15 protein-coding genes are annotated in these 19077 nt (G+C 46.8%); 9 read left to right on the plus strand and 6 right to left on the minus strand.

Translation table 11 applies throughout. The annotated features are described in order from the left end of the window. Positions 1-71: 71 nt before the first annotated feature. On the minus strand, positions 72-1292 hold the full coding sequence (locus MH215_RS21590) for a pyridoxal-phosphate-dependent aminotransferase family protein (protein WP_239293251.1): 1221 nt from the start codon (positions 1290-1292) through the stop codon (positions 72-74). A gap of 25 nt (positions 1293-1317) precedes the next feature. Then, positions 1318-2562: an allantoate deiminase gene (gene allC, locus MH215_RS21595; RefSeq protein ID WP_239293281.1), complete on the minus strand. Its 1245-nt coding sequence runs from the start codon at positions 2560-2562 to the stop codon at positions 1318-1320. A 171-nt stretch (positions 2563-2733) separates the two neighbouring features. Between allC and MH215_RS21600 the strand changes: the two genes are divergently transcribed. Then, positions 2734-4365, plus strand: coding sequence for a PucR family transcriptional regulator (locus MH215_RS21600; protein ID WP_239293252.1), 1632 nt, complete (start codon positions 2734-2736; stop codon positions 4363-4365). A gap of 171 nt (positions 4366-4536) precedes the next feature. On the opposite strand, the gene MH215_RS21605 is transcribed toward MH215_RS21600, so the two are convergent. After that, positions 4537-5325: an alpha/beta hydrolase gene (locus tag MH215_RS21605; RefSeq protein ID WP_239293253.1), complete on the minus strand. Its 789-nt coding sequence runs from the start codon at positions 5323-5325 to the stop codon at positions 4537-4539. A 221-nt stretch (positions 5326-5546) separates the two neighbouring features. Here MH215_RS21605 and MH215_RS21610 point away from each other — a divergent pair, with 221 nt between their 5' ends. The 3 genes from MH215_RS21610 (at position 5547) to MH215_RS21620 (ending at position 8732) form a co-directional block, all read left to right on the plus strand. Beyond that, positions 5547-6179: a YhbD family protein gene (locus MH215_RS21610; protein WP_239293254.1), complete on the plus strand. Its 633-nt coding sequence runs from the start codon at positions 5547-5549 to the stop codon at positions 6177-6179. Between the two features lie 13 nt (positions 6180-6192). Further along, entirely contained in the window at positions 6193-7020 is an 828-nt protein-coding gene (locus MH215_RS21615) for a polymer-forming cytoskeletal protein (protein ID WP_239293255.1), read from the plus strand. 143 nt (positions 7021-7163) lie between these two features. Beyond that, a complete protein-coding gene (locus MH215_RS21620) occupies positions 7164-8732 on the plus strand; it encodes an MDR family MFS transporter (protein WP_239293256.1) in 1569 nt (522 codons plus the stop codon). Positions 8733-8915: 183 nt separating this feature from the next. Here MH215_RS21620 and MH215_RS21625 read toward each other — a convergent pair whose 3' ends face one another. Next, positions 8916-10349 carry a VanW family protein gene (locus tag MH215_RS21625; RefSeq protein WP_239293257.1) on the minus strand — a complete coding sequence of 478 codons (1434 nt, stop codon included), beginning with the start codon at positions 10347-10349 and terminating at the stop codon, positions 8916-8918. Between the two features lie 252 nt (positions 10350-10601). Between MH215_RS21625 and ftsE the strand changes: the two genes are divergently transcribed. From ftsE to MH215_RS21650, 5 genes are all read left to right on the plus strand, one after another. Next, positions 10602-11288 carry a cell division ATP-binding protein FtsE gene (ftsE, locus tag MH215_RS21630; protein WP_056693908.1) on the plus strand — a complete coding sequence of 229 codons (687 nt, stop codon included), beginning with the start codon at positions 10602-10604 and terminating at the stop codon, positions 11286-11288. Next, entirely contained in the window at positions 11278-12195 is a 918-nt protein-coding gene (ftsX, locus tag MH215_RS21635) for a permease-like cell division protein FtsX (protein ID WP_056693638.1), read from the plus strand. Before ftsE ends, ftsX begins: the two co-directional genes overlap by 11 nt. Before the next feature lie 189 nt (positions 12196-12384). Then, a complete protein-coding gene (locus MH215_RS21640) occupies positions 12385-13677 on the plus strand; it encodes a murein hydrolase activator EnvC family protein (RefSeq protein WP_239293258.1) in 1293 nt (430 codons plus the stop codon). Between the two features lie 136 nt (positions 13678-13813). Beyond that, the gene (locus tag MH215_RS21645; protein ID WP_239293259.1) at positions 13814-15286 is read left to right on the plus strand and encodes a S41 family peptidase; all 1473 of its coding nucleotides are present in this window, start codon (positions 13814-13816) and stop codon (positions 15284-15286) included. A 64-nt stretch (positions 15287-15350) separates the two neighbouring features. Next, positions 15351-16676: a PDZ domain-containing protein gene (locus MH215_RS21650; RefSeq protein WP_056693631.1), complete on the plus strand. Its 1326-nt coding sequence runs from the start codon at positions 15351-15353 to the stop codon at positions 16674-16676. Positions 16677-16809: 133 nt separating this feature from the next. Here the strand turns inward: MH215_RS21650 and MH215_RS21655 are convergent, their stop codons facing one another. Together MH215_RS21655 and MH215_RS21660 are read right to left on the minus strand one after the other, a co-directional pair. Then, entirely contained in the window at positions 16810-17511 is a 702-nt protein-coding gene (locus MH215_RS21655; protein WP_082560318.1) for a response regulator, read from the minus strand. 19 nt (positions 17512-17530) lie between these two features. Further along, positions 17531-18829, minus strand: a complete 1299-nt coding sequence (locus tag MH215_RS21660; RefSeq protein WP_239293260.1) for a sensor histidine kinase — start codon at positions 18827-18829, stop codon at positions 17531-17533. Positions 18830-19077: the final 248 nt, after the last annotated feature.

Below are 19077 nucleotides of genomic sequence, written 5' to 3' on the forward strand. Positions count from 1 at the left end.
ATTTCTAGCTGTGTTGCACTAGATGAAGATTCGGCACCTTGAATGTACTTGCTCATACACCTGGATATATTTTACTCATACACGTTAAGTGCTTCCTGTACTCCGCGCCCGATGACAATCGGAGCGTTATGTCGAATCAGCACGGCTTCCAGTGCGGATAGTACGAATAATACATTTTCCTTGCGGCAGCTATAACCCATCGTACCGATACGCCAGATCTGTCCATGTAGCGGGCCGAAGGAGCTGGCAATCTCGATGCCAAACTGATGAAGTAGCATGTTCCGTACAGACTCACCATCGACGCCTTGTGGAATCTTCACGCAAGTTACCACAGGTAGCTTCCAAGCGACATCGTTAAATAATTCTAGCCCCATGCCGCGGATGCCTGCCATCAGTGCTTTTTCATGTAACTTATGACGCTCAAAGCGCTCTTCGAGTCCTTCGTCTAGCAGGATACGTAGCCCCTCGCGTAACGCGTATAGCATCGACGTTGCTTCGGTATGATGGTTCAGACGACGTGGTCCCCAGTAGTCCTGCAACTGACTCAGATCAAAGTAGTTGCTGCGAATCGGATGTGCAACGTCTCGACGGTCGCTGTCTAGTGCGACGCCTCGCTCTACCTTTTTCCGACTTGCCAGAATCTGTTCTACCCGCTCGTTGTACGTAACTGGTGCCATACCAGAAGGTACGGAAATGCACTTTTGTGTGCCCCCGATAACCGCATCAAGCTGCCACTCATCTACTTTGACTGGCGCGCCACCAATGGAGGCAACGGCATCGACGACTGTCAACACGCCAAGCTCGCGGCAAGCAGGGCCAATTAGATCCAATGGCTGCATGCAGCCTGTTGAAGTCTCGCCGTGTACAATGGCTACAATTTTCGGTTGTACTCGTTTAACCTCATCAATCACGGCCTGTTGGTCGAACACCTCTCCCCAAGGACACTCCATCAGATGCAGCACAGCCCCGTGGCGCTCAGCGATTTCTGTCAGCAGGTGACCGAAACGACCGAAGATGGGTACGAGAACTTTGTCACCAGGCTCGATTAGGCTGCACAATACTGCTTCCAGTCCTGAGCGAGAAGTGCCGTCAACCGGGAAAGCCCATTGGTTCTTCGTTTGAAACGTTTGTCTTAACATATCCATCGTCTCGTTCATCATTTGCGTGAATGCCGGATCAAACTGACCCAGAATCGGTGTTGCCATTGCTCGCAGGACTCTCGGATCTACTTCGACCGGTCCTGGTGTCATGATTGTTCTCAAAGGTGCGTGGATTTCCCGGTACTTCGTCATCTCTTAACCGCCTCCTGAATGTATATTAATAAGCCAATTGATGTAGTAGGTCGATTAGCAGGCGTACGCCGCGCTGCAAATCTTCTGTGTCGGTAAACTCCGCGGGGGAGTGGCTAATGCCGCCTCGACTTGGTACAAATAGCAGTGCTGTTGGACAGTGCGTTCCGAATACTTGTGAATCATGTCCCGCACCGCTGGTCATCATTTGGTATGAAATACCTTCACGCTTTAAAATGCTCTCAGTCGCTGCGTTCATAGCCGAATCCATCGCAACCGGAGGTTCATCCATCCACTTACGGTAAGTGATGCGTGTTCCATGTTGGGCTGCGATAGACTCGAATTCATTGAAGCATTCTTCGCAGAATGTTCGAATGGTCTCTGTATCACTGTGGCGTACATCTAGGCTGAAAGTGACTTCACGTGCAATGACATTACCTACATTGGGCTTGGCGTCCAATCGCCCAACCGTGGCTACCAATCCGTCTTCATTCGTATTGGCTCGGTGCATCAATATCCGAATCAACTCAGCTGCGGTAAACATGGCATCATGTCGCCACTTCATCGGGGTTGTACCTGCGTGATTGCTCTCTCCATGCACTGTGATATCGTAGCGGCGTTGTCCAACGATGTGACTGACAACACCGATTGATTTCTGTTCTCGTTCTAATACTTGGCCTTGCTCAATATGCAATTCAATAAAACATTCTAGGTCACTGCGTTGTGGTTGTGGATGCTGCCCTAATCCGAACCCGACATTGTACATCGCCTGTTCAAACAGCATACCACTCGCATCTTTTAGATTACGAATAGCTTCGCGGCTTTTGGTGCCAGTAATATTACCTGAACCCCAATAGGTCATCGGGAAGCGGCTTCCCTCTTCTTCACAGAGTGAGACAACTTCAATTGGTTTGAGCGGCTGACCGTATTGCGTTAGTAAATGTTCCACGGCAATGAGTGCGGCGATGATTCCGTAGGCTCCGTCGTATTTTCCGCCCCCTATCACTGTATCAACATGAGATCCAGTCAGTACAACCCGAGCCTCGGGGTCACGTCCAGCGGCACGCCCGAACAAATTACCAACATCGTCATAGTGCACCTGTAGCCCAAGGTCGTTCATCTTAGCTTCAATTGCCCGTTGAGCCGCGATCCAAGCTGGGTCATAGAGCAGCCGGCTTACGCCATTACGTTCGTCTTTACCGTGCGAAGCCAGCCATTCAATCATGTTTTCGACCTGCTCGGATAAGGCAGACGGCTTCGGTTGTTTGATTATCAATGCAATCTCCCCCATTCCGGCAGCATAAGCTTTCCAACCGGTGTTATATTAATTAACTTGGAATTGTGATTAATTAATCGTAGAATAAAACAAAAGGGAAATCATTCACGAAAATGTAGAAGAATAACAGGATTCATTGGACATGTTAACCAAAGGGGCGCAAGAACGATGAAAATGAATGAGCTACTGAAGCTGCCGGTGTTTGACGGAACAATTATTGTCGCAGGAGCAACGGGTTTGAACAGGGAAGTTCATACAGTCAACATGATGGATGCCCCCGATATCATTCCGTACTTGAAGAAGAATGAATTACTCATTACGACGGCTTTTCACTTTAAGGACGATCTGCCAGCTCTGCTTGAGCTAATTGGGGAGATGAGTCGCCAAGACTGTACTGGGATTGGTATCAAAAGCAAACGTTACCTCGGTAATATCCCTGAATCAGCAATTCAGCTAGCTAACGAGCTGCATCTTCCTTTGATGGAGTTGCCTGTCGATCCTTCACTCGGCGATATTGTTAACAAATCGCTCAGTCATATCCTCGATGTACAAACTACCGAGCTGCATAATGCCATACAGACTCACCGACAGTTCACCCAGCAGATTATGAGCGGCCAAGGCATCCCGAAGTTGCTGGATCAGTTGTCCTCTTTACTTCGCTTGCCGGTTCTTCTGCTAGGTCCTTACCTTCAGCCCATCTATGGTCGATTCTCCGCGACCACCGCAGCACATATTGAAGCATTGTTGTCTGGGGGCGGGCGTTTTCACGTAGCACCATCCGTTTTCTCAGCGTTCTCTCTATTAAGTGAGAAACATGAAACACTGACATTATTTCCGGTTTATACCCATAGACAATTACATTTTCTTTGTATAGAAGGCTTGGTTACGCCGTCTGAACGTTCGAATATTTTGACTATAGAACAGGCAACTAACGTGATTGCGTTTGAATTAATGAAGGATAATGCGCTCAAGCAGAATCGCCGCCGCATCCAGAACGAATTTTTTGCTAATTTTATCGGTGGAGCATTCTCTAGTAGTGAGGAAATTACGAGTCGGGGGCGTGAATTTGGACTATCCAGTGACCAGCGTTATCTATGTGCTGTTGGTAAGTTCGATGGTACAGATCGAACCACCTCATTCATGCAGTATAAGGCTGAACAGGATCGGATTGCCGAACATCTTGAAGGGGAACTGACCCATTTTCGATATCCATTACATTTGTTCACTCATGATCGCGCCTACGTTCTATTGATGCCGCTGGTTGAGGAGTGGAAGACGGTTAAACCTACCTTTGTCGCACTGCTAGAGCGTCTTCAGGGTAAAATTGCTATCCATTATGGATCGGAGTTATCGTTTGGCTTCAGTAGCTATGCTCAGCCGCTTGCTCAGATCCCTGTTTCTTACAAAGAGGCCAATGAAGCTCTATACTTCGGTGGAATTGCGGGCAAAACGCGTTTTATCGAGATGTATCAGCCGAAGGAAGTCCCTGAGATTTTGCGTATGATCCCCCATGAGCATCTACTTAAATTTTATGCCGATACGATGCAGGGATTCGAGGATGAGACGATTAAGGATCATCATATGCTGCTTCATACGTTGTCTGTTTATCTGGAAACGCATTGTCATCTGGCTGAAACAGCGAAACGACTTTACATCCATCGCAACACAGTGATTTATCGGTTAGAGAAATGTGAGGAAATTATCGGTCGCAGTCTGAAAGATCCAGAAGAAACGTTGCGTCTACGTATGGCATTCCGAATCAAGGCATTATTGCCAACGGAAGGGATCGCAGAGAGGTGAAGCGGAGCGTTCGGCTGAAAGCTTTCTTAAGAAAGCTATATCGGAAGCATAAGCTATCCCCGGATTTTCCCCTTTGGAGAAGGGAATCAGAAAAAATCTGGGGATAACAGCGATCGGAGGGTTGTTCTGTCAGCGGAGTAGTCAGTGCAAATCTTTTTTAATTCAATCTCCCTAGTCTCGTTTAGACAAAGGAAGCCATTTCAATACGTCTTGAATCTTCGTATCCCAATAACCCCATTCATGTGCACCTGCTTCTTCCTCATATGTCAGCTCGAAGTCTGACTGCTCGCAGGCCTTTCTGAAGGTCTGATTATCTTCGTAGAGGAAGTCTTCCGTTCCACAACACTGATAGAGTAACGGTCTTAAGCCTTGACCTTGCTCGCTCTCTTGCAGCAAATGAAGTAGATCGTTCTCTGATCCTGCCATAGTTGACCCGAAAATCCGTTGCATTTCTGCCTGCTGCAATGCAGATCCTTCCGTGTTTTTCAGGTGAGCGGCCATATCGAGTGCACCGGATAAGCTAGCAGCAGCCGCATATTGCTCTGGTTTACGAAGTGCAAGCTTGAACGCACCGTAGCCACCCATGGATAGACCCGCAACAAAGTTGTCCTCACGTTGATGGGATAGTGGGAAGAAGGAACGGGCAAGTGTTGGCAGTTCTTCGCTAATAAATGTCCAGTAATGTCCGCCTTCAGCCATGTCCGTGTAGAAACTGCGGTGAACCTGTGGCATAACAACGGCAATACCGAGGTTAGCAACATAACGTTCAATGGATGTTCTACGTAGCCAGATGGAATCATCATCCGAAAGACCATGTAACAAGTAGAGCGTAGGGTGTAATCCTTGTCCAGTTACATTTTGCATACCAATCTGAGTATGCGTCTGCTGAGGCAAAATGACATGCATACTCGTGCTTAGTCCAAGTGTGTCCGAATAAAAATCACATTTAATAAGTGCCATCTAATAAAGTAACCCCTTTCATAAGTCCGATATGTAACCGTTCCATCTCCCGTTTGGAAAGCGAGGGATAGTAATTCCTAATGAAGCGTAGTATCTATTACACAGGTTATACTCAAAGCTCCCACGATGCAATGACGAGAATAATACACGGTTGAAAACAACTTCCTTCACAACGTAACAATGTTATGTTACACTGTCTTCAATGACAAGGGGGTTCAACGATGACGGATGATTTGATCTCCAAAAAAGAATTGCTAGACCTGACAGGCATTTCATATGGGCAGCTCTATCGCTGGAAACGCAAAAATCTCATTCCGGAAGAATGGTTTATCCGGAAGTCCTCTTATACAGGACAGGAGACCTTTTTTCCGAAACAGCAGATTTTGCCGCGCATTGATAAGATTATCCATATGAAGGACGGATTGTCGCTGGATGAGTTAGCAGATGTGTTCTCGCCATCTTTAGGCGAAGTAGAGATGATGTCTGTCCAGCAATTATTAGATCGAAACATTGTTTCATTATCATCTCTGGAATTGCTGACCGAAGCAGGTCGGGAACAACCGTTGTATGGTTTAGAGCAGATCATGATGCTCTATGTACTTGAGAAACTGTTGATGAGTGGAGATATTACAAGACAAGAAGGTACCTTGTTGATCGAAGTAATGTCAGATCATTATTACCGGTTCAGAGACAGGGCGAGTGAATTGCTGCTTATTCGCAAAATGGGTGTACCGACGTTCATGCTGGTTGGCGCAGGAGCGGAGCTTTATTTTGATAAAGGTGTAAAAGTGGTGCTGAAAATTACGTTGGCAACGTTCATGGAAGAACTGAAACTTAAATTAGGGAGTGTCTGAGGGGGAGAAAGGCATGGAAGAGCGTCACATGAGAAATGACCTGAATGTAACGGGATCTCGCAAAACGACAGGCGGGCACTATAACCGGGTGAATATTGATGGCATGGCCAAATTGGACGGAGACTTGGATTGTACTTCGCTCAATGTGAATGGAACACTGAAAATCTATGGTGCATTGTACACTGAGAGCGTAACCGTGAATGGTATGGCTAAAGTGGAAGGAGAACTGCAAACTACTTCACTGGATGTAAATGGAACAATGGGCGTACATGGCCCGGCTCGCGCGGAGACGACAACGATCAATGGCATGTGTACGATTAACGGCCCGCTGGTTAGTTCTCGTGTGCGTGTGGATGGTATGACAACGATTAATGGAGCTTTGGCTACACCGGAGTTGACGGTGAACGGGAAATGCAACGTACGCGGAAGAGTGGACAGTGAGCGCATCGATATCGGCGGTATGGCCACAATTGATGGAGATGTGCAGGGCGAGACGATTAGTGTTCAAGGCAACCTCAAAGTAGGGGGGCTGTTGAACGCAGACACCGTGGAGATTCGTCTATATACGTCTTCTTCGGCTAGGGAAGTTGGCGGTGAACGTATTGATATTCGGCGTAGAGAGCGCAGTGGATTTTGGAAAGCACTTGGTTTGGGCGGGGCTCCTTCTTTTAGAGCAGAACTGATTGAGGGAGATGAGATTATGCTTGAAGATACAGAGGCCGATACTGTTCGAGGTACACGAGTTCATATTGGGCGTGGATGTAACATTAGGTTGGTCGAATATTCGGGTGACTTGTCAGTAGATCCAGAAGCAAGGATAGGTCGTGTTGAACAAATCTGATGCGATTTATGATGCGAATGGCTCGTTCACGATATATTGTTTTGGCGTAAAGCAATCGGTCCTTGGACTGATTAATGATTGCAACATTTCGGATATACTAATGCAGTCATATGAATAGATCGTGAATGGAGAGATTAAGAACGATGGCTGCAAGTAAAAACAAAATTGGATTTGTGCTGGCAGGGCTACTGCTCAGCATACTCATGGCTTCAATGGATAACACCATTGTGGCTACGGCGATGGGTGATATCGTCGGCAAACTCGGCGGACTCGACAAGTTCGTTTGGGTGACCTCTGCATATATGGTTGCAGAGATGGCAGGAATGCCGATCTTCGGTAAACTATCTGATATGTACGGGCGGAAGAAGTTCTTTGTATTTGGCATCATTGTATTCATGATTGGTTCGGCGCTGTGCGGAACCGCCACATCTATCGTGGAATTAACGATGTATAGAGCAATCCAAGGGATTGGAGCAGGCGCACTGGTACCTATTGCGTTTACGATTATGTTTGACGTTGTTGCTCCAGAGGCACGGGGCAAGCTGGGTGGATTGTTTGGTGCGGTATTTGGTCTATCCAGTGTATTTGGCCCGTTGCTTGGTGCTTACATTACGCAGTACGCGACATGGGAATGGGTATTCTATATTAACCTGCCACTCGGTTTAATTGCGTTTCTGTTTATTACCATTTGTTATAAGGAATCACATCAACATCAATCCCAGCAGATTGACTGGCTAGGTGCTGTAACACTGATTGGCGCAGTTGTCTGCCTGATCTTCGGCTTGGAATTAGGCGGCAAGACGTATGCTTGGAATTCAGGACAGATTATCGGCTTGTTTGCCGGATTTATCGTGCTCGCTCTGTTGTTCCTCTATGCAGAGACACGAGCCAAGGAACCGATTATTTCCTTTAATATGTTCCGCAATCGCGTGTATTGGTCCAGTAACTTGATTGCAATGTTTAGTGGGGCGGCGTTCATTACAGCTTCCGTGTACATACCGATTTTCATTCAAGGTGTACTGGGAGGCAAAGCGACTAACTCAGGTCTAGTTTTACTGCCAATGATGCTGGGTTCGGTCGTAACAGCTTCCCTGGGCGGGGTATTAATGACCAAAATCAAGTACCGTAACATTATGATTCCTACACTTGCACTGCTTGTTCTTGGGCTTGGATTGCTTACAACGCTAGATGAGGGATCATCACTCTGGACGATTCGCATATTCATGGTCATGGTCGGACTGGGCGTTGGTGCATCATTCTCAGTGCTTAGCAATGCGGCTATGAATGCGTTTGAACCGCGTAGACGCGGAGCAGCTAGTTCTACCCTTAACTTCTTGCGATCTCTCGGCATGACGATGGGGATCACGATCTTTGGTATCGTACAGAGCCAAGTGTTTACACGTAAAATGACCGAGTCGCTTGGATCAGCGGCTGAAGCTGGCGGAGCAGGTGCTGGTGAGGCTGCAGCCGGTGGGGGTATACCGGACGGACTGAATTTGACAGATCCACATGCGCTGTTATCACCGGAATTAAGACAGGGTATTCCACCACAGATTCTGGAGACCATTACGCATGCGCTGTCCACATCTATTGTGCAGTTGTTTGCTTGGGCTGCCATTCCAGCTGCGCTCGCTCTAATCGCATCGTTCTTCATGGGCAATGAGAAGATGGTTGTGGGTGAAGAGCAGGGCGAATATACAGGCGGTCATTAATTTGTAAATAAATGATGTGAACTGATGAGAATGCTACTACCTCTCACGTATTGTTCTAATGAAAGGTGCAGCTATCCTATCGCATAAGAAAAGACACACTTCACACGTAACCGAAAGGGAGACGAGAGGTGTGTCTTTTTTTGATATTCTTCTATGTTTAGAAGGTATAACAATAAGCTTGAATTAAGGTTGTTTGGTATCCGAGATCCCATCTTCAACAATGGAAGGCTCTTGTTCATCAGGTACACTACTGTTTCCCGGGCGAGCAATTAAGCGATTCTGTGCTTTGTACGTATCTCGTGAAATGGTTTTGGATTCGACAACTTTCCCATCTATCCGTTTCGTTCGTACAGTCTCAACAATATATCCAGGCTGTCCATTTTGCAGCACCTGCTGGGCTCCATCGGGGAGAACGTTACTGGAAACATATTTGACTGGAACACTTAACGTTTCAATCGTGCGTGATTCAAGGGCATAACTGACATTCTCCGGGAATGTACCAAAAAACTTCACCACTAATTGATGGTTGTTGACTTCAGCATGAATGAGCAGTGATTTGCCAGTGTTATTTTTGAAACGGAAGTTAATAGCCCCTGAAGCAAAGGTGGCATCCAGTCCTTTAGGCAAATATTTGACCGGCAGGGAGTGATTGCGGCGTTCGACGATATCAAGACCTGTAAGCAAGGCTGCATTATATATCGTGCTGGATACCTGGCAGATACCCCCGCCGATTCCGGGCGTCAATCGACCATTCACAATGACCGGCGCTTCGCGGAAGCCGAATTCCTTCTCGGCTTTTTGAACAATTTTCTCATAATCAAAAGTGCCTCCTGGCTCCAAAATCATACCGTGAATGGCTTCAGCTGCTGCGCTCACATTATGTACCCGCCCCTCACTGCTATTGCCGAGTCCTGTCGAGAACTGAATGATTTTCCGCTCAATGCCCTCTGAGCGCAAGGAGTCCACCGTAACTTCGGGTTTCATCATAAACAGGGGGAGCTGAAGGCGGATCGGATCAGGTTTGCCCTCCAAATCTAATGCGCCAAAATCATGAGGGAGCTTGACCTGTAATTGACGGGTGAGTTCGTCCCAAGCGATGCGCCGCACGCCTTTCTCCGGGATGTATTGAACCTTGTCGTTAGGCGTGATTCTCCGAACGGCATTAGAAGGAGAGCCGAAGGTGTCTTTTTCCCAAGCAGGGCTCAGTTGTTTCTTTAATGAAGTCGCATCATACGTCAATTCCAGTGGAAAAGCTTCGGCCAGATGATACCGTGCATAGGCACGTTCCCACAGGTTTCCTTCCTCCAGTTGCTTCATGGCAACTCGGAAGCTGTCTGCATCGTAATGTGCGCCTGTTTGCGCAGCTGTTAAGGTTAGTGTTTTCGCTAAGGGTTCGTCCAGTTCCAAAATGACAGGCCATTCTGCCAGCTGTTGTAACCGTTCATCCAGTTCAAGCATGACATCGGCTCGATTCATTCCTCCGATCTGCCATCCGCCTACCTGTACCTTCTGGGGTAACGGCGATTGGTTCACATACATATAGATCATTCCATAGGATGCGGAACCGAATAAGAGGATCGAGAACATTGCAATGACTGCCACGTGTATTTTTTTCATAACCGTACGCTCCTTTTTACTTCTGTTGTTCCGCACTTTGTAACACTTTCTATATATATGATCCAATGTAGGAAAACTTTCGGGTACTCAATAGGTAACAAATTTGTTACAATAAACTTCATATGAATCCATGCTTCACCATCAAAAAAGGTCGAAGTGGACTTCTCCTGATGAAATTCAGGTCTTTTTAAAGGAAATGCCGGGATTGTGTCGAAATGATAATGGCTAACTATGCGAGCAGGAAGTGATGATGTGATAGAAATGCAGGACGTGTGGAAGACCTACGCCAATGGTACCCACGCTTTACAAGGGGTGTCGGTGAAGATCGACCGCAATGAATTTGTCTATATCGTCGGTCCGTCTGGCGCAGGCAAATCGACATTTATGAAATTGATGTACAGAGAAGAAGTTCCGACTAAAGGACAAATATCCATTAACGGATTTAATATCGGTAAGCTGAAACCAAGGAAAATTCCTTATGTACGCCGTAATATCGGTGTTGTATTCCAGGACTTCCGACTGCTGCCTAAGATGACGGCGTTCGAGAATGTTGCCTTTGCTATGGAAGTTATTGAAGCACCGAAGCGTCATATCAAGAAACGAGTGATGGAAGTACTTGATCTGGTGGGACTGCGTAGCAAAGCCAATCGTGAGCCTTCGCAACTCTCAGGTGGGGAACAGCAGCGTATTGCCATCGCACGGGCGATTGTGAATAATCCGTCGGTTATTATCGCGGACGAGCCTACAGGTAACCTTGATCCAGAGACGTCATGGGGAATTATGCAACTGCTGGATGAGATCAATTTTCGAGGAACAACAATCGTCATGGCAACCCATAACAAAGACATCGTAAATACGATGCGTAAACGGGTTATTGCCATTGAACGTGGACAGATCGTACGGGATCAGATGAGAGGAGAATACGGTTATGAATTTTAGTACTCTCTTGCGCCATTTGCGGGAGGGATTCAAAAACGTATTCCGCAACGGCTGGATGTCTGTGGCCTCCATCATGTCCATCATCGTATCACTGCTTATTCTTGGTGTATTTATGCTATTGGTATTGAATGTGAATTCTATGGCAAACCAAGTGGACAGTCAGGTGGAGATCAGCACGTTTCTTGAACTGAATGTGGACGAGCAGTTACGCAACACACTCGAACAAGAAATCAGCGCCATGCCTGAAGTAAGTGAGATTCGCTTTGTCTCCAAGGAAGATGGGCTAAAAGAGTTCCGTGAACGTCTCGGAGACAGCGCAGATAATGTACTTAGCGGTTTCGATGTGGATAATAACCCACTGCCGGAGACCATTGAAGTTGAGGTCATTGAACCGGAAACCGTTACTTTTGTAGCGCAAAAAATCGAAGCATTGAACGAGAAACACCCGGAGAAGCCGATCATGAAAGTGAATTACGGCAAAGAAACGGTGGAGGTATTGTTCAAATTTACGAAGTTGGTTCGTAACATCGGATTTATCTTCGTTGGAGGACTGGGTCTGATGTCCATGTTCCTGATCTCGAATACGATTCGCGTAACGATTCTAGCCCGTCGCCGAGAGATCGGCATCATGAAGCTGGTTGGGGCAACCAATACGTTCATTCGTTGGCCGTTCTTCATTGAAGGCGCGCTGATCGGACTGATTGGTTCAGCGGTTACAGTAGCCGTACTCTTCTTTGGGTACAGTCGTCTTATGGCGACCATTGGTCAGGATGTATTTATGCAGATGCTTAACCTTGTTCCGCTTGGAGATATCTGGGTGCTCTTCGCAACCTTATTGATCGGGCTAGGGGTATTGGTAGGCATACTGGGCAGTACGCTGTCCATCCGTAAGTCCCTTAACGTTTAGGCCTACGTATCCACGTAGAATGTTGAACGTTCGCAAACTAGAATGGCATAGCAGGTTCACAAAATGAAGCTGTTTGACGATATGTAGGAGAGACCGAATTTCTTAAGATGAAAGAAAGCAGAGAACATGTTTGTTCACCGCCTGTGCAGGTTGCTTTCTTGTGAATTCATAGGATGGGAGATCGACATTTTGAAAAAAACCGCTTCGCTGCTAGCTTTTACATTGTTAGCTAGCTTAACGTTTCAACCTTCGGACGGATATGCTAAGAGTAGCATCAGTGACATCGATCAGCAGATTCAACAACTAGAGAACAAGGCGGCCACAGCCAAACAAGAGCAGAAAAAGGCCGCTGCCAACAAAAAGGAAGCTCAGCATTACAAAAACAAAACGAATGCTTACCTGAAGGTTGTTATGGAGCAGATTAATGTCGTTAGTGATGAGCTCGCAAACGTATCATTGCAGATTGAGAATACGGAAGAAGATCTACGTACCACGAAGAAAGATCTTCAAGCTGCAGAGGAACGGATCGTAGCCAGAGAGAAATTGCTGGAATCTCGTGTACGTCTCATGTATACCGATGGTGCTGTATCCTATCTGGACGTATTATTGTCTTCCACAAGCTTCTCTGATTTCTTAACTCGTGCGGACTCGCTGAAAACGATCGTGGATCAGGATCAGCATCTGCTTGATGAGCATAAGAAGGACAAGCAGCTCGTTGTAGACAAAAAGGCAGAATTGGATCAGCAGTATGCTGAAGCCAAGAGCCTTTATGCTCAGAAGAAACAGCGTAAATCGCAATTGAATGAGAAAGAGCAAGAGAAGCAAGTGCTTTTGGCTTCCTATGATGCTAAAATTGAAGAGTCCGAGGAATTAACACAAGAGCAGGAAGATGTGCTGATGCAGATTGCTAGCAAACGTTCGGCTCTGTTGCAGGAGAAAAATAAATTGCGTGAAGAGCAGGCCGCAGCCGCAGCTAAAGCCAGAGCAGAGGCTGCCGCTCGTGCAGCGGCAGCAGCCAAAGCAGCAGCCAAGAATCCAACTAGAGTTAGCATGGATAGTAGCAGTGAGGTTACGTATTCATCAGGTAATGGGATTTTCTCTAGACCGGTATCGGGAGGACGTATTTCTTCCCCGTTTGGCCCTCGTACCCATCCGATTACGGGTGTAGTGGGTAAAATGCATAATGGTGTGGATTTTGCTGTTCCAGTGGGTAGCTCTGTTCATGCAGCTTCAGGCGGAATTGTCATCATGGCTGAATGGTACAGTGGTTATGGATATACCGTTATTGTGGATCATGGTGGTGGACTATGGACACTCTATGGTCACTTACGCGAAGGTGGATTCAAAGTGAGCAAGGGTGACACGGTGAGCAAAGGTGATGTTATTGCAGAGTCAGGAAATACAGGGAACTCGACAGGACCTCACTTGCACTTTGAAGTACGAGATAATGGTACTGCAGTCAATCCGATGAACTATTTGTAATAACATGACGCATTGACCGAATGGAATAAACATATTCCGTACAAGCTAGACATATACTAAGTTGGCATGTTCAGGAATTGGACTTCGATGATCCATGAACTTAGAATGGTTCATAACTAAAGGCGGTGACAAACGGATGATGAAGAAAAGATCGGCGCTGCTGCTTGTCATTGGAGCTCTACTCGGAGGAAGCTTACTCACATTGGTGTTAATGAGTTTTCCCGGTATGGCTAGTCCAACGACACCAGGTGAAGGCCTGTTAGCCAGTGTGACAGGTAATACGCAGCAGAAGAACGAGCTGAAGAAGATTGAAACCGCGATGGATTTGATCTCCAAAAACTATTATAAAGACGTGGATCGAACCAAACTGATCGATGGTGCGATCAACGGAATGATGGAATCGCTCGGAGATCCATACTCCAATTATATGGGGCAGGAAACAGCAGCTCAGTTCGAGGAATCCATTGAGGGTTCATTTACTGGAATTGGTGCAGAGGTTTCGTCTCAGGACGGAAACGTGGTTGTTGTATCTCCTATTAAAGGATCACCCGCAGAGAAGGCTGGTATTCGAGCAAAAGATATCATCATGTCTGTCAACGGTGAAACCTTACAAGGTCTAGAGCTAAATAAGGCCGTTAACAAAATCAGAGGCCCAAAAGGTAGTGAAGCAAAGGTACAGGTTAAACGTGCCGGATCTACCGAGCTGATTGAATTTGTTATTGTTCGGGACGACATTGACTTGGAGACGATCTATGCCCACATGGAGGACAATGGGGTGGGGGTTATTACCATCACTCAATTCTCATTAAATACGGGTGAACGCTTCAAGGAAGAGTTAGCTAAGCTGGAGAAGCAGAACATGAAGGGTCTGATCATTGACGTACGAAATGATCCAGGCGGTGTGCTGCAAGTCGTAATCGAGATTGCCGAGCAGTTTGTTCCAAAAGGTAAAGTTATCGTTCAGGTTGAAGACAAGAACGGTAAGAAGGAACAAAGTAAGTCGAATGGCTCTGGTAAGTCTTATCCGATCACTGTCTTGATGAACAAAGGTAGTGCGAGTGCATCAGAGATCTTGGCTGGAGCATTGCAACAGTCTGCAGGCGCAACCTTGATCGGTGAGAACTCCTTCGGTAAAGGTACAGTACAGACGAGTTATGACAAGCAAATGGGTGACGGCAGCTTGCTGAAGATCACCATTGCAAAATGGCTCACGCCGAACGGAGATTGGATTCATGAGAAAGGCATCAAACCGGATATTGCGGTGAATCAACCGGATTACTTCTCGGTAGCACCGATAAATAAAGAAAGATTACCGCTGAAATATGACAGCAATAGCACGGATGTGAAAAGTGCGCAGACGATGCTGAGAGGACTTGAATTCAAGCCAGATCGTGTGGATGGATACTATGACCAGAAGACAGAAGAAGCGGTCAAAGCATTCCAGAAACAAAAAGGCATTCAGGCAACAGGCGAGATTGATGAAAAAACCGCGGAATCTCTAGAAGCGGCTCTGATTGAACGCATTGCCAATCCTCAATATGATGCACAGCTGAAGCGCGCGATCGAAAATGTCTCAAAGGATATTTCGGCTGCTGTGTCGAAGCCATAAAGAAGGCTGATTTTCAGCCTTCTTTTTTTCTGAACCGGCTGAAGGAGAGGAGTGACCGTCCACAATGGAATGGGCTTGGCCATGGTTAACTACATTAGGGGAAGCATTGTTGCAGTTGTTTATTCAGCCGTTTTATTATATTGCGGTAATCTTGGTTGCACTCGTCTATCATCGTCAATTGTTACAAGAGCGTAAGTTATTTCACGTTCGTCTACAAAGTTCAATTACTCAGACGATCCGAACCGTGCTGGGAGGGATCCTACTCGGTGTAATCGTCTCGATCATTTCTTTGTTCCTTGGAGCGCATCTTACGCTGGGTAGTGTAATATGCATATGGGTAGCTACTATACTCTTAGCATTATTCCGGATTCGGTACTTATGCTTCGCGTACGCGGCTGGATTACTCGGTGTGGTACAGTTTGGCTTGAGCCTGGCTTCTAACTGGCAACCATCTGGATGGCTGGGCAGTTCTACGGATGCAATTAGAGCATTAGATATGCCTGCACTCCTTGTGTTGGCTGCGCTTCTACATCTCGGGGAAGCAATGTTGTTAAGGATGCAGGGTGTTGCAATGGCATCACCACTACTCTTTGAAGGTAAACGAGGCAAGCTGGTCGGCGGGTATCAGTTGCTACATTTTTGGCCTATTCCGCTGCTAATCCTTGTACCGGTGACGGGGAGTGGTGCAGAGCTAGCATGGAATCCGCTCATGAACGCAGGGAATGGATACATGCTGGCGGCTCTACCTATCATGCTGGGATTCGGCGAAGTGACCCAGAGCATGCTGCCGGGACAGAAAGTGCAGATCTCTGCCAAAAGGCTTCTGATCTACGGGACAAGCCTTCTAGGACTAAGCCTTCTGGCTGCATGGTGGTCAACATTCATGGTCGTTGCAGCTTTGGCTGCGTTTATTGGACATGAATTGTTGGTATGGTATAGCAGTTTTGAAGAACAGCATCGGAGTCCAGTGTTTGTACACCCTGAACATGGTCTGAAAGTGCTCGGCGTTATTCCGGATAGCCCAGCTGCTGAACTAGGTATTGAAGCAGGGGAGACCATCTATAAGGCGAATGGGGTAATGGTTCATTCCCCTGAGGAATTACACCGTGCCTTGCGTATGAACTCAGCCTTCTGTAAGCTGGAGGTTCGTAATCACCAAGGAGAGAGCAAGTTCATGCAACGTGCCATCTATGAAGGCGAGCATCATCAGCTTGGAATCATTATGGCTCCAGATAATCATGAGGCCTGGGCAGTTCAACTTCGGCAGCATTCTCTGTTCCATATTGTAAGTCTTAAGATTTTCGCTCGTCGCAAAGCTCAGCGCAGCGAAGGGGCACCACTTGCTCTGCCTGCTCCTACGACAGGAGAATCTAGTTCTGTAGAGATGTAATTGATAACAAGGGTATTTCCACAGCCTTCATAGGTCTGGTGTGGAAATACCCTTTTTGATTTTTCTCCGAAAACTCATCTGTTTCTGTGTTGCTGAAGATCATACTTTTGAGATGAAAATGGTTTAATTCCTCTTATTTCTTCAAGATATAGATAGCAATTTGGGTTCGATCACGTAGGCTAAGCTTGCCAAGAATATCTGTCACATAGTTTTTGACCGTACCTTCGCTTAGAAACAGCTTGGCGGCTATTTCTTTGTTGGACAGACCCTCTGAGATGGCTTGTGCCACGGACAGTTCCATTCGTGTTAGACCAGAGGATTCCAGTGGATCATGTGTAGAAGAAGTGGGTGCGGGGCGAAGTAGCCCAGCGAGTTTGCGTGCAATATCGGGATGAATTAACATGTCCCCGTTGTGGACGGTCTTAATCCCTTGAATAATCCGATCAGGCGGCACATTTTTGAGCAGATAACCACTTGCCCCGTTTTGCAGCGCTTGAATAATATATTCATCATCATCGAACGTTGTCAGCATTAAAATACGAATGTCTGGGTAACGCGTTTTAATAACCTTCGTACCTTCTACCCCGTCACATTCTGGCATGCGAATATCCATAAGGATAACGTCTGCATCTGCGCCTGAATCCAGTAAAGCGAGTGCCTCAAGCCCGTTTCCCGCTGTTCCTGTCACTGTGATCGAAGGATCGAGTCCAATAAGTACTTTGAGACTTTCGCGAATGAAGGGATCATCGTCAACAAGAATAAGCTGAATGGACGAGGATTGTGTTGGTTCAGAATGAGGTGCTGGAATATTTTCGTTTGGTTTTGGTTTAATCATGGGAACAATCACTTCCTTTTCAGATCATATCAGCTTGGCGTGGGAGGGGAAGACGCGTGATTACGGTGTAGGGATAGGCGGACTGAATCTCCAATACACCGCCAACCAGTTGTGTGCGCAGACGCATACTCTCATGTCCCATGCCTAGTCCGGCAGTCGTTGTTGCCTGTGTTGATTGGTTCGTATTGTGACCCGTGTTGTGCTTTTCGGCTTCATCTGTGAACACCGTGGATACTCCGCTAATAGGTTCTACATTGATCTGCCCGTCATTACTAACGGTCAATTGAATTTCATTCTCCCGGAACTGCAGTTCGATTCGAATACTTTTGGCATTCCCATGTCGCAGCGCATTGGTTACGGCCTCTTTGGCATTTTTGTATAAAACGATCTGTATGCTGGGATACAGGATGTGTGAATTCCCTAGTTCCCGATAACTTGTCTTCACACCCGTCTCACGGCCCACCTCTTCGAGTAAGCGATCCAGCGCATATGTATCCGGTTGATAGGATTCGGGCTTCAGCTTATGAAGCGTTGTACGCATATCATCCATACTCGCCGCGAGTTGATCCCGAATTTGCTTTACCATTTCCGTCCCTTGTTCTGAATCCAACGGTAGGGTCAGAAGCGCAGCTTCGGACATCATCTTGGTGCGAATCAAACGGTGCCCGATATCATCGTGGAGCTGCCGTGAAATTCGCGTGCGTTCTTCGGCCTGAGCGGCATCCTCCAGTTGCTTCGTGAATTGTACCATCTGTGCACGCGCATCCTGAAGCTCATAGTGTTTGTTGCGAAGCTCGTCATATACCTGTTCTAGCTGTCCACGGCTACTTGCAGTCCTTGAGCCTTGCCAGGAGATCACTGCAACGGTAACCAACAGCAGATTGCCGATAACCCACCCTGTAGTTTCTGGAGAGAGTGGGGAGTCCGCATTCATTTGAAATGAGAACAGAAGAGGAGACGAGCCCATAGACGTTGTGTAATATTCATGTAATGCGATATTGCTGGCGATGAGTTGTGCTCCGAGTATCAACCACCGCCGTACTCCATCCAGTCGATAAATGTATACATAGAGCATGGATATTGAAAGGAACAGCATAAATGGACCATATTGAGTGATGAGCCAGCAGTTCCATAAGATCTCAATGATCAGGAGCAATACCCTTGATAGATCCGCACGAGTGAAATCTTTCCCCACAGCGATCCCAATAGCAATAAGAATATGAAGCGTATAGATTCCATCTTGTTCTTGCGGTAGTGCGAGGATGTACAAGAGCGCTGGAACTAGAATAAGACCGTATTGAAGTGCTCGTATCGGCATATGTCGTGACATCCTTTAATTTTGAGATAAGAGTAGCAATAAAGAGAACATTTTTGTGTACTTTTTTGAACAAGTACCTACCTGGTAATCCATCCCTGATTATATCATACGCACCTTCTAGATCAGGAGATGACTTAAGTCACCTTCGATGTATGACTTTTCGTACCTTCGCGCAAGGCAACAATTCGCTACAATACAGTTATAACATCCGATGAAGGAAGCTAGAACGGGAGAAGGAGTGTGGGGAT

It is taken from the genome of Paenibacillus sp. ACRSA, assembly GCF_022346845.1.
GTDB lineage: Bacteria > Bacillota > Bacilli > Paenibacillales > Paenibacillaceae > Paenibacillus.